Raw genomic sequence first — 12,413 nt, forward strand, 5'->3', positions numbered from 1 at the left:
AGTTTTGTACCGATCATTACAATAGTGTGGTTTTATAACTCATATGAAAAGGGGAATTGAAGATGCCATTGGCAATCTATGTGCTTAGCTTGGCTATTTTTTGCATGACTACCTCAGAATTTATGGTAGCTGGAATGATGAATACACTTGCGGGGGAATTTGGAGTATCTGTCTCGCAAGTAGGATATTTGATTACAGCCTTTTCAGCGGGGATGGTCGTAGGAGGTCCCTTACTAACCGCTGCTCTGCTGAATATGCCTAGGAAAAAAGCATTTATTATGCTAACCGGTGTGTTTCTCGCTGGACAGTTGCTTGGCGCGATCGCAGGTAGCTATGAGGTTATGATGGCCTCACGCATCATAGCAGGTGTTGCTTCCTCGGCTGCTTTTGGCGTATCAATCTCGATCTCTGCTTCGCTGGTGGAAGAAAACCAGCGGGGACGGGCGGTGTCGATAATCTTCGGTGGTCTTATGATCGCCACGGTTCTGGGTACACCTGCTGCAACGTGGGTGGCCGATGCTTATGGCTGGCGTTTCAGTTTTTGGGCGGTCGCCATTCTTGTTCTACTGTCAGGAGTAACTGCATTGAGGTTGATCCCTGTATTATCTAGACCGGAGCCCACAAGTTTGCGTCATGAAATGAAATCTTTTCGCAATCGCAAGCTATGGGCGGCTTACCTGACAAGTTTTCTTATTATAGGAGCTACCTTTGCAGCATTCAGCTACTTTGCTCCAATTTTTACAGAGCTGACGGGCTTTTCAACGTCCGCGGTGCCACTATTGTTTGTTGTGTATGGAGCTGCTACGGTTGTTGGTAATCTGATTACTGGTCGACTGGCGGACCGATACACCATGCTGATTCTAACGATAGGGCTTGTTCTCTTGACGTTTGGTCTTCTGACATTCGCCATTGGCGTACATACAGCTGCCGTGGTTATTCCTGCTGTAGTCATCATCGGGTTGGTCGGGGTTCCAATGAATCCGCCTATGGTCGCGCGAGTGATACGCGCGGGAGGAAGTGGTCTGATGGTGAACACCGTTCATACCGCGATCGTCACCTTTGGTGTAGTGGTAGGGTCTTCTGTTGGTGGCTTGGCCATTAGTGCCGGTTACGGCCTGGTTGCGCCGATCTGGGTCGGGGTTGTGTTGGCTTTGGTAGGTGTAATTTCGCTGCTTCCGTATATGCGTGGAATCTTCAAAGTTAAGGTTGCAGATATGGATATAAAACATTAAAAAGCGTTTGATAAGCCGATTTGGCTTTCAGAATATGGTGTGGTGTTCAACAATATGAATAAGAGCAGCCCAGATACGATAAAAGTACTGGACTGCTTCTATTTTTTTGAAATGTGCCCCGGGACATTTCTTCGTATTATTTATAATACAAATGAATTACCCTAATAAATTATTCTTCTGAGATAAATCTTTTGCCAAGCCACAACATTCCGACGCTAATGATTAGAAAATATAAGGGCATTATCAGCAATGAACCGTTATGCAGAGCACCCATTCCCCATGTCGTAAGGCTTACCAGCAAATAGTAGCCCAAGCTGAATATGGCACCTGCTGTGCCAATTACATCTTGAAAATGAACAAGCGCAAGACTTAGACAATTGGGCAAAGCAATACCTGCGCCAATCAACAGAACAAACATGGCAGTTAACATGCAGATGATTTGCAAAAGATTGGGCAGCATAGACAATCTGCTTCCAAGGGTTAGGAGCAGAGCCCCGCTGGTCATGACCAGACAACCCAAACGAATAATCTTTTCCGGTGCGTAAACGGTCAATAATCTTTTGGAGATCATTGCACCGAACACCGATGCCAAGGCCACAATAATGCCCAGAAAACCATAAACGCCAGGCGACAGATCAAAGTGTTCAATGAAGATGAAGGGAGCTTCGGCATAATAACTGAATAAAACTCCGTTAATACCACCGATCAATACGCCAAACACCATTACGCGCGGCATGGCGAGCATCTTTTTAACAACCGGAAGTATAGCCACCTTGGATCGTAAAGAAACGTTCGTTGTCTCCGGCAGTTTAATAAAAGCATATATGAACAACAAAACGCTCATCAGTACTAACGCAAAGAATACCCATCTGAAGCCAAGGGCCTGATCAATCCAACCACCAATCAGTGGTCCAACTGCCGGTGTAAATGCAATGACAGCAGAGATTTGGGCAAACATCGCATGTCTTCGATCTCCCGATACACTTTCGCGAAGCATGGTTTGGGTGATAATCGAGCCAGTTGCGGCACCGAAAGCCTGTACGAAACGGCTGACGAGAAGCAACTGAATTGATTCCGAATAAAAGCACATCAAGCTTCCGATCCCATATACGATGAGACCGCCCAGCATTGCAGGTCTGCGACCAATCAAGTCGGACAGCCAGCCCCAGCAGAAAACGCCTAATGCAAATCCTATAAAATAGATGCTTAACGTGAATTGTACGGAACTATTAGATACACCAAGTGCTGCTGCGATATCTGGCAGAGATGGAGTGTAGATGGTTTCGCTGATTTGTGGAAAAGCGATAAGAACAATCATTAAAAGCAAAGATGGTACAGCATATTTCTTCATTATATATTAGCCCTCCTACAAGCTTATACTCTGTTATGACAACAAGAATATGAGCCTAGCTAGGGAAAGGGGGGCATCATGATGGCGAGACGACTATAAATCATCATTTGTTGAATTACCTTTCATCATTATAAGAGTAGGAGGGTTTGACAATCATTGTTAATACTCGGCCTAGGTTAACATGCTTGATATGCCAAGTCAACCAGCTCTAGCTAATCGTACGATTAAGCAGTTTTGTCCCAAGCTCTGAACGTACTAGACTTGGAATTATGAAATTTAATGAAGCTAGCTATTCGCCAAATGGCAATATAGGACAGGGCAACTACATTATTCAGGAATCCAAGAGTCTTGGGATCAATGCCTGAGATGAACAAGAAGTCAAAGAATCGGATCGAGAAGATAACAATAATTAAAACATAAAGAGATACGTTTCTTTTATAATACATCTTGCCATCCGATTTCCGCTCGAATTGCGTCACCAGAATTAATGGGATCGACAGAATTGCACCTATAGCGATCGAACTGATCATTCTGCCTGATGTAAGCACCAATGTAGGGTCGAACAATTCAAACAAAGATGAAGAGATATAAAGGATCGGAATTAATAATTTCCGGCCTGATTCGTGCAATGGCTTCTTGCTGCCCTGGATAACGCCCCTTAAGATAAGCACGACAATTAATAATGAGATTGTTAAAGATATTGGATTCATGGTAAGCACCTCGTCTGTTTTTTGTGTAACCTAAGTATCGAGGATATTTAAAATTTATATCAGTGTACAAAGTAATTCGTTTAAGGTGACTTTTGTCATCTTCCCAAAACAAATAGGGCGACCTCTTCCCAATTGAATCCGGGAAAAAGTCGCCGCTTCAAAAATCTTTTTTTATTGTCTATGTGACAGGGCTATGACCTCGGAAGGCACCTGTCGCTCAATTTGACGAAGTAGAACAACTTGACCGCAGCAATTTTTTACAGTTAGATCGTAACGGCCCTGATGGTGGCAACGGACAACTACTTGTTCGTTATAAGTTCCGTTAGCTGGTACATATCTCTTTTTTAGTGATTTTTTTGGATATGTCCACTCATTCATTGCAGTGCTGGAGTGAGCTAAAAAATATCAAACGGTCGCATCATTTCGTAGTCTTCATGCTCAAGCATGTGACAATGCCATACATAACGCCCGGTAAAAGGTCCGAAACGAGCAATAATCGTTGTAACGTAACCGAAGGGGGTTGCTACAGTATCTTTTAATCCCATTTCATACTGATTAGGAGGAGTGGGGGGGCCTGTGAAAATAAGTTTTCCGGTTTTCTGAAAATGAGAAACATCAAAAGGTTGACGATCAAGAATTTGAAAATCAACCAAATGAATATGAATGGGGTGAGGGTCATCATCAATGATATTAATGATACGCCAGATTTCAATCGTATTTACTTCAATTCTTTCGGAAATTCGATCCATCCACATTTTTCCATCTAATAGATTTAAAGAGCGACCATATTGATCCTTCACTCTGACAAGTGTTAAATATCTTGTTCTCTTTGCCATACTTTTTGGGAGTCGATCGAATGCTTCTAAATAAAATGGAAGTGAGCTGGTATCTATACTTTTTAATGGGACACTTATTCTGAATTGCATGATATCTATTGTTTCAGGGGACGCACTCTTGGTGACATTTTTGAGAATAATAGTTTGACCATAATATTGAGAAAAATCAATGATCACATCTATACGCTCGGCACTTAAAAGTACAAATTCGTTTATTCTTATTGTTGTCTCAAGAAAGCCGCTATCGGTTCCAAGTTGATAAAATGGTTGATTGGATTCCATTTTTAATGTAAGGATTCGACTATTGGATGCGTTTAAAATTCGAAAACGGTATTTTCTTGGTTCTACCTCCAAAAATGGATAAACCTTGCCGTTTATCAGAATGGTATCCGCATCAAAAGGAGGAACAAGGGAAGGATGAGGCAAGTTTGCATCGTTTTGATCCGGTTTGCTGGGGTAGTTTAGAGATCCGTCCGGATTGAAAGATCGGTCCACAATGAGTAGAGGGATTTCATATTTTCCTTTCGGAAGATTAAGGGATTGTTCATTTTGGTCTCGAATGAAATAAAATCCCGCGAGTCCTGCGTAGACGTTCAATCTTGTAATGCCTACTGTATGATCGTGGTACCATAACATTGTAGCTCGTTCAATATTTGGATACGTATAAACCTCTCGTTCAAACAAAGGTCCCGTTTGCTCAAAATTTCTCGTAAACCAAGCTTCGGGGTAGCCATCACTATGAGCTGGCGTTCTTCCTCCATGTAAATGCACAACGCTCCTACCCTCTGGAACAGTAATTTCCGAACCATGAATCGTAGTATCAACGGGAAGAAAGTGCTTATTGGGCAGGTCGTTCATCCATTTAACAAACACGGTTTCATTCTTCATCACTTCAAACGTAGGACCTGGAAATGTTCCGTCATAACCCCATAAACGGGTAGGCCCGAGGTCTCTATGCAGCTTCTGAGAAAACTCCTTCATAGTCACTTCGTAATAAGAACTATTACTGCTTCGCTTCCTAGGAGATAATGTGTTTGGAATAGGCAGTTCATCCACGAATTTTTGTAGTTTTATCTTGTCAGGCATAAGAATTGGGAGCCTCCCTACGGTTAGAATTACTATGTAATTTTATGATCTTGAACTTGTTCATTATGTTAGTTGTATATAACTATTGGGTATGCATTCTATTTGTATGTCATTTATACAAACGAGTAAAACGATAGTGATTTCCGCAATCTTTCACTATATGATAAAAGAAATGGATGATTTCAATGAAAGGGAGCGTCGCTTTGGATCGGAAAAGTGGAACAAACACTCTTGGAAGGGCTTTGGATATTTTATTTGCGTTATCTGAGGCGAATGGAACATTATCAGTTAGTGAGATCGCAGAAAAGGTCAGCATTCCAGAAAGCTCAACCTATCGTTTTTTGCAAACGCTTGAAAAGAACGGGATTGTGGAGCGTAGGGGCAAAAATCAGATCGGACTTGGTTTGCGTATTCTGGATTTAGCTCGTAGCTTGAATCAACAAATTCATCGTGAGTTGTTGTCACTTGCATTGCCTATTATGATCAATCTGATGGAGTCTACACAGGAAACTTCGTTATTGTTCGTTAGAACTGGAAATGATGCTGTTTGCATTCAACATGTGAAAGGTCGAGGTCTTATTCAATTTGTAATCGAAAACGGTAGACGTTTGCCTTTACATCAAGGAGCTTCTGGAAAAAGTATCCTGGCTTTTGAAAATGAGAAGACGATTGAGCAGGTTGTAGCGAATATTACAAACGATCGGAACCGATCGGAATTGATTGATAGTTTGAAAGCTGTCAAGGAACAGGGCTTCGCTTGTACTGAAGGAGAATATGATCCCGATGTATTTGCGATTGGAGCACCGGTATTGGATAGTCATGGTCTTGTCGTGGCAAGTCTATCTATTGCGGGTCCTTTATTTCGCGGGACGAAAGAGAGGATACCCGAAATGATTAATAGCGTTATGGAATCGTCCAAGCATCTCTCCAATCTACTTGGAGGGGAATAGAAGAAAATCACTGATCACAATTAATCCCGATAGAAATAGTGGAATTAATGATTGACAAAAGAATGTTCTTGGTAATATTATTGAAATAAGAAATTTAATTATCGCATGTTAATAATAAATGGCTGACCATAACAGTGGAGGTCTTGTTTTTCGCCTATTGGCGTGAAATAAGGCCTTCTTCTTTTTTAGCAAGAATTCGCAATAATAGTTAAATGAAGACTGAAGGATGTAAAAAATTTATTTGTTTATCCGAGTTAACAAATTTGTTTACTGTATTTTGGAGGGAGAGGAAGAACGATGACTGAAGCAGTGGCAGTTGAATTCCAGCATGTAAATAAAAATTATGGCTCTGGCAGTGTGCTGCATGATTTTAATCTTACGGTACCGAAAGGTCAGATTGTAACAATTATTGGGCCCTCGGGTTGCGGCAAAACTACACTGCTCAAAATGATCAATCGTCTTGAGGAGCCGAGTCAGGGAAGAGTTCTTGTCGAAGGGCGAGATGTAGGAGCTGCAGATGCAGTCCAACTCCGGCGCGATATCGGATATGTAATTCAGCAAATTGGCTTGTTTCCACATATGACCATAGAAGAGAATATTGGCATTGTTCCGAGGCTTAAGGGAGCGAGAAAGGAAGAACGAAAAGAGAGGGTTGATCTATTACTGAACCTGATCGGTCTCCCAGCTGAACAATATAGCAAACGTTATCCCCATGAGCTTAGTGGCGGGCAGCAGCAACGGATCGGTGTAGCCCGTGCATTGGCGTCAGACCCTTCCATTATTTTAATGGACGAACCCTTTAGCGCACTTGATCCCATCAGCCGAGTCCAGCTTCAAAAAGAACTGATCCAGCTGAATCAGCGGCTGCATAAAACGATAATTTTTGTCACCCACGACATTGAAGAAGCGTTGAAGATCGCTGATCGGATTATTCTACTGAAGGAGGGTGAGGTAATTCAGAACAGTACACCTGCGGAGCTGCTGGCCCATCCGGCAAACGACTTTGTGATCGAATTTATCGGCCAGGAGAGGTTTCGTCCTTCTTTTCCAAGTGGGATGGCACAGCATATTATGATTGACGGTATCTCGATAAGTAATATTTCAACAATCTCAGAGGCACTTGAACTCCTGCGCTTGAATCAGGCTGATGCTCTTGCTGTGACCGGGAATTGGGGAGAACTGCTGGGTATTGTAGGAATCGAAGAAATCAGCGAACATCTGCAGCATGACAGCAAAATGAAGGTCGGTGATATTGTGAAAAATGGGACCCGCGCCCTCTTTGAGAACACACCGATCTCTGATGTATTCGAACTGATGCAAAGTCAACGAATATTGCCTGTCGTGGATGATCAGAACCGTTTAATCGGTACGGTAACCCGTTCAGGTGTTATTGAAGCCATTGGTCGACACTTTCACCGAGAGGAGACCAGTGCATGAACCATATATGGGATACGTTAGCTGCTGACTGGCCGATGATCGTTGAGAAAATGGGAGAGCACATGTATCTGTCCCTCATTTCCGTCCTCATGGGGGGAATCATTGCAATACCCCTTGGTATTTATCTGACCAGCCGCAAGCGGATGGCGGATACAATCATTACTGTAGTCTCTGCCATCCAGACCATTCCAAGTCTGGCGTTGTTCGGATTCATGATTCCGCTGGTAGGCATCGGCACAACACCTGCCATTATTGCATTGACCTTATATGCCGTGCTTCCGATGCTCCAGAACACCTATGTCGGTATTAATGGAGTTCATCCTTCTCTGATTGAGGCAGGAACCGGGATGGGCATGACCAAATGGCAGATGATGAAGATGATTCAGCTTCCGATTGCGCGTAGTGTCATCATGGCCGGCGTAAGACTCGTCGCGGTGCAAACGATAAGTCTTACGACAATTGCGACCTATATTGCCGCAGGAGGACTGGGAGATATCATCACAAGAGGCATTGCCATGATCAATACGGTTACCATTATGGAAGGGGCCATCCCCGTCTCGCTGCTGGTAATCTCCGTTAACTTCATTTTGCTGCTTCTTAACAGGGCACTTACCCCAAAGGGGTTGCGGCATTTGAATAAATTTTAAGCTTTTACCTAGGGAGAGGGGCACCAATCATGACAACCACCAACAAAAAAAGATGGAATGTAACCAAAGGAGGCAGGCTACTTATCACCCTTGGGCTGGTGTTGACAACCGTGCTGACAGCAGTGGGGTGCTCGAATTCCAATGCGTCCGGGCGTAACGATACCATCGTACTGGCCACGAAAGGATTCGCAGAGTCTGATATTTTGGCCAACGCCTTCAAACTCTTGGTTGAGAATGACACGAAGCTGAAGACAGAGATTAAGAAGCTGGACAACACACTGCTCTGGAATGCCATTGACTCAGGGGATGTGGATGCCTATGTAGAGTACAGCGGGACGGCCTTGATCAATATTTTGAAGCAGGAACCAGAATTTGATGCAGATAAAGCATTTAAAACAGTCGTAACCCAACTCAAGGAAAAGAACAAATTGATTGCGCTAGACCCCCTAGGGTTCAACAATACCTATGTCTTTACAGTACGTAGAGAAACCGCTGAGAAGTATGGGCTAAAGACAGCTTCTCAACTTGCTGAGAAATCAGGTGAACTGGTTTTTGGAGCCAGTGAGGAGTTTCTGAATCGCCCAGATGCCTGGCCTTATGTAGAGAGCATATACAAACCAAAGTTCAAGAAGACAAAGTCCATTCAGGACCCTTCCTTGCAGTATCAGGCGATAAAGCAAAAGCTGATTGATGTGAAGCTCTCGTATTCAACGGACAGCCAAATCCTGGCCAATGACCTCGTAGCGTTGGAGGATGACAAGCATGTGTTTATTCCGTATGATGCATTTCCACTGGTTCGTGAGCAGACGCTGGATGAACATCCGGAGTTGAAAGAAGTCCTCAACAAGTTGGCAGGAAAACTGGATGAGAAGGCAATGCAAAAGTTGAATGCAGAGGTGGAACAGGATCAGAAACCGGCACTTGATGTTGCGAGGGACTGGCTGAAAGCCCAAGGGCTAATCAAGTGAATTCCTACATGATAGATCAATAATTAATGGTAATTACGTTGTCTAACAACGAGTTAATAAGAGAGGGTGACGCATTGTGAGTAATGATAAACGGCAGCTTGCGCTGGGGGCAATGATGTTTTTTCCGGCGGGTGAGCATATTTCAAGTTGGAGACATCCCGGGTCTGAAGCAGAGGGACTCCTTGATTTCAATTATTACAAAAGAATTGCGCAGACGGCGGAGCGTGGAAGATTCGACATGTTCTTCTACGCCGATGAACTGTACGTCTGGGATCGATTCGAATCCGGTATTAGCCATGCCAATAGCATTCGGCCGGAGCCGTTCACACTACTGTCCGCACTGGCGGCGGTAACGTCTCATATTGGTTTGGCGGCGACCATCTCGACGACCTATAACGATCCGTATCATATTGCCCGGAAGCTGGCGACGCTGGATCATTTCAGTGGCGGGCGAGCCGCGTGGAATATTGTGACGTCTCAGACGGACGAAGAGGCCCGGAACTTCGGTAAGGAACGCCATCTGCAGCATGAGCTGCGATATGAACGTGCGAAAGAATTTGTAGAGGCAACGCAAGGACTTTGGGATAGTTGGGAAGAGGATGCACTGCTGTTCGACAAGGAAAATGGGTACTTTGCAGACAAGAACAAGCTGCACAATCTGGATTACGAAGGTACTCATTTTAAAGTAAAAGGACCCCTTAATATCTCCCGTCCACCACAAGGGTATCCTGTTTTGATCCAAGCCGGAGCTTCGGAAGCCGGTAAAGAGGTAGCCGCGGCAACGGCCGAAATTGTATTTGCCCCTGGTGGCACATTCGCAGAAGGGAAAGCGCTGTATGAAGACATCAAGGGAAGGCTTTCCAAATATGGACGTTCTCCCGATGAGATCAAGATATTGCCTGCCTTGATGCCCATTATTGGTGCTACTGCGGAAGAGGCAGCAGAGCAGCTTGCTATTGTGGAGAATCTTACTCCAGACCGACTGGCTTTGGACTTGCTATCACATTACATCGGGGTAGACGTTTCCGGCTATCCGCTGCATGAACCGCTGCCTTTTCTACCTGAAGTAGAAGGCTTTAACCAGAGTAAAAGTGGTTTACAACGTATCCGACGTATCCTCAAGGAAGAAGATTTGACGCTGATTCAGCTTGCCAAACGGATTGTAAGCAAACGGGCTTTTGCCGGAACTCCCGAGCAGATTGCCGATCATATTGAGGAATGGTTCAACAATGGTGCTGCGGATGGATTCAATATTGCCTTTACTCACCTTCCTGGTGCTCTGGATGATTTTGTAGCAGAGGTAGTGCCCATTCTTCAGCACAGAGGTTTGTTGCGCCTAGAATATGAAGGAACTACACTGAGGGACCATTTTGGACTCAGCAAACCAGAGAACCGCTATTCACAAGAAAAGATTACTTTAGGAACGGCAGAAAGATAACTCAACGAGGAAGTACAAATAGCTCTAATGTGATGATTTAGCAGGAGACGGAAAGCGAGGAGTGACTGTGAAAAGGATTGTTGCTGAACGAGGCGGCGTGCTGCGGTGCAAAGGCTGGCGTCAGGAAGCGTTGCTGCGCATGCTGGAGAACGTGCTCGAGAACGGTGAGAACCAGAAGGAGCTGGTCGTCTATGCCTCCCTTGGAAAGGCCGCCCGTAACTGGTCTTCCTATCTGGCAATTGTCGATACCCTAAAGCAATTGGAGGAAGACGAAACACTGGTCATTCAGTCAGGCAAACCGATTGGTGTATTCAGAACCCATCGACAAGCACCACTTGTCGTAATGGCTAACTGCAATCTGGTCGGCCGATGGGCAACCAGCGAGAATTTCTATGAGTTGCAAGATAAAGGTCTGATTATTTGGGGAGGCCTTACTGCGGCTGCTTGGCAATACATCGGATCACAGGGTGTCATACAGGGAACCTATGAAATCTTCCAAAGTATCGCAAGGCTGCACTTCGGCGGCGATTTGCGAGGACGTTTCATTCTAACCGCTGGCTTGGGAGGTATGGGGGGCGCGCAGCCTTTAGCAGGTTATATGGCTAATGCGGCAATCCTTTGTGTAGAAGTTGCGGAGGAGAGAATAGACAAACGAATCACTTCCGGTTATTTACAGCGAAAGACAGATAGCCTGGATGAAGCATTGCTATGGATTAATGAAGCTGTAAACACCGGCACAAGCCTGTCCGTTGGACTGCTCGGAAATGCTGCGGATGTTTATCCTGAGCTGCTTCGGAGAGGTGTCCAGCCGGATATTGTGACTGACCAAACATCTGCACATGATTTGTTATACGGCTATATTCCAAGCGGATACTCACCTGAATCCGCTGGTGTGGCACGACGAGAACATCCGACGGAGCTTCAAGCCGCTGCCGGAGCTTCAATTGCGAATGAAGTAAAGGCGATGTTGGAATTCAAACAACGGGGCGCGGTTGTTTTTGACAATGGTAACAATATCCGTTCACAAGCAGTGCAATATGGAGTTACGAATGCTTTTGAGATCGATATATTTACGGAAGCTTTTCTTCGTCCCCTTTTTGCGCGGGCTATCGGTCCTTTCCGCTGGATCGCTCTTAGCGGCGAGGCAGAGGATATACGAATCATTGACGATTATATCCTGAAAGAATTTAGTGATAATGACATCGTATCCAATTGGATCAAACTCGCGAATACGTATGTGCCGTTTGAGGGATTGCCGGCCCGTATAGGCTGGTTTGGGCATAAAGACCGCAGCAAGCTGGCACTCGCGGTTAACCAATTGGTTCGAGAAGGAAAACTTGCAGGACCAGTCGCCTTCTCCCGAGATCATCTGGATGCAGCAGCTATGGCTCATCCCAACATTATGACCGAGCGAATGAAAGACGGAAGCGATGCGATTTCGGACTGGCCGTTGTTGAATGCCATGCTCAATTGTGCATCCATGGCTGATCTGGTGGCGATTCATTCCGGCGGAGGGGGCTACTCTGGTTATATGACAAGTGCGGGAGTCACCATTGTAGCCGACGGATCAGAGGCAAGTGATGCACGTCTTCGTACAGCGCTTGACAATGATACTGGTCTTGGCGTACTCCGATATGCGGATGCCGGTTATGAGCAATCGTTGGCCGAGGTTAAAACAAAGGGGATTGCCCGAATTGATACCCATCAATATGAAACCATTTCATCCACTGTAAAATAACATCGGGAAATGGTTCAACG

At 44.9% G+C, this 12,413-nt stretch carries 10 protein-coding genes; 7 read left to right on the forward strand and 3 right to left on the reverse strand.

All coding sequences use genetic code 11. From position 1 onward, the window contains the following. The first annotated feature begins 62 nt into the window (after positions 1–62). Positions 63–1,232, forward strand: a complete 1,170-nt coding sequence (locus tag PTQ21_RS19755) for an MFS transporter (RefSeq protein ID WP_090806129.1) — start codon at positions 63–65, stop codon at positions 1,230–1,232. A gap of 169 nt (positions 1,233–1,401) precedes the next feature. Here PTQ21_RS19755 and PTQ21_RS19760 read toward each other — a convergent pair whose 3' ends face one another. From PTQ21_RS19760 to PTQ21_RS19770, 3 genes are all read right to left on the reverse strand, one after another. Further along, the gene (locus PTQ21_RS19760) at positions 1,402–2,583 is read right to left on the reverse strand and encodes a multidrug effflux MFS transporter (protein WP_274566832.1); all 1,182 of its coding nucleotides are present in this window, start codon (positions 2,581–2,583) and stop codon (positions 1,402–1,404) included. 224 nt (positions 2,584–2,807) lie between these two features. Continuing rightward, positions 2,808–3,293, reverse strand: coding sequence for a CcdC protein domain-containing protein (locus tag PTQ21_RS19765; RefSeq protein ID WP_063565158.1), 486 nt, complete (start codon positions 3,291–3,293; stop codon positions 2,808–2,810). 395 nt (positions 3,294–3,688) lie between these two features. Next, entirely contained in the window at positions 3,689–5,215 is a 1,527-nt protein-coding gene (locus PTQ21_RS19770; protein ID WP_274566833.1) for a multicopper oxidase family protein, read from the reverse strand. A gap of 203 nt (positions 5,216–5,418) precedes the next feature. Between PTQ21_RS19770 and PTQ21_RS19775 the strand changes: the two genes are divergently transcribed. The 6 genes from PTQ21_RS19775 to PTQ21_RS19800 all read left to right on the forward strand — a co-directional run bounded on the left by PTQ21_RS19775 (position 5,419) and on the right by PTQ21_RS19800 (position 12,393). Next, complete coding sequence (locus PTQ21_RS19775; protein WP_244552066.1) at positions 5,419–6,165, forward strand: IclR family transcriptional regulator; 747 nt, start codon at positions 5,419–5,421, stop codon at positions 6,163–6,165. A 297-nt stretch (positions 6,166–6,462) separates the two neighbouring features. Then, entirely contained in the window at positions 6,463–7,602 is a 1,140-nt protein-coding gene (locus PTQ21_RS19780; protein ID WP_274566834.1) for an ABC transporter ATP-binding protein, read from the forward strand. Then, on the forward strand, positions 7,599–8,249 hold the full coding sequence (locus PTQ21_RS19785) for an ABC transporter permease (protein ID WP_274566835.1): 651 nt from the start codon (positions 7,599–7,601) through the stop codon (positions 8,247–8,249). The genes PTQ21_RS19780 and PTQ21_RS19785 overlap by 4 nt, the downstream gene beginning before the upstream one ends. A gap of 29 nt (positions 8,250–8,278) precedes the next feature. Then, the gene (locus PTQ21_RS19790; protein ID WP_274566836.1) at positions 8,279–9,217 is read left to right on the forward strand and encodes an ABC transporter substrate-binding protein; all 939 of its coding nucleotides are present in this window, start codon (positions 8,279–8,281) and stop codon (positions 9,215–9,217) included. Positions 9,218–9,293: 76 nt separating this feature from the next. Next, the gene (locus PTQ21_RS19795; RefSeq protein WP_274566837.1) at positions 9,294–10,655 is read left to right on the forward strand and encodes an LLM class flavin-dependent oxidoreductase; all 1,362 of its coding nucleotides are present in this window, start codon (positions 9,294–9,296) and stop codon (positions 10,653–10,655) included. 67 nt (positions 10,656–10,722) lie between these two features. Further along, positions 10,723–12,393 carry a thiourocanate hydratase gene (locus tag PTQ21_RS19800; protein WP_274570532.1) on the forward strand — a complete coding sequence of 557 codons (1,671 nt, stop codon included), beginning with the start codon at positions 10,723–10,725 and terminating at the stop codon, positions 12,391–12,393. The last annotated feature ends 20 nt before the right edge of the window (positions 12,394–12,413 follow it).

This window comes from Paenibacillus marchantiae, from assembly GCF_028771845.1.
Taxonomy (GTDB): Bacteria; Bacillota; Bacilli; order Paenibacillales; family Paenibacillaceae; genus Paenibacillus; species Paenibacillus marchantiae.

Excerpts from the sequence above, each read along its gene's own strand:
- PTQ21_RS19755 (WP_090806129.1), top strand. The coding sequence starts at position 63 with ATGCCATTGGCAATCTATGTGCTTAGCTTGGCTATTTTTTGCATGACT.
- PTQ21_RS19760 (WP_274566832.1), bottom strand. The coding sequence starts at position 2,583 with ATGAAGAAATATGCTGTACCATCTTTGCTTTTAATGATTGTTCTTATC.
- PTQ21_RS19765 (WP_063565158.1), bottom strand. The coding sequence starts at position 3,293 with ATGAATCCAATATCTTTAACAATCTCATTATTAATTGTCGTGCTTATC.
- PTQ21_RS19770 (WP_274566833.1), bottom strand. The coding sequence starts at position 5,215 with ATGCCTGACAAGATAAAACTACAAAAATTCGTGGATGAACTGCCTATT.
- PTQ21_RS19780 (WP_274566834.1), top strand. The coding sequence starts at position 6,463 with ATGACTGAAGCAGTGGCAGTTGAATTCCAGCATGTAAATAAAAATTAT.
- PTQ21_RS19785 (WP_274566835.1), top strand. The coding sequence starts at position 7,599 with ATGAACCATATATGGGATACGTTAGCTGCTGACTGGCCGATGATCGTT.
- PTQ21_RS19790 (WP_274566836.1), top strand. The coding sequence starts at position 8,279 with ATGACAACCACCAACAAAAAAAGATGGAATGTAACCAAAGGAGGCAGG.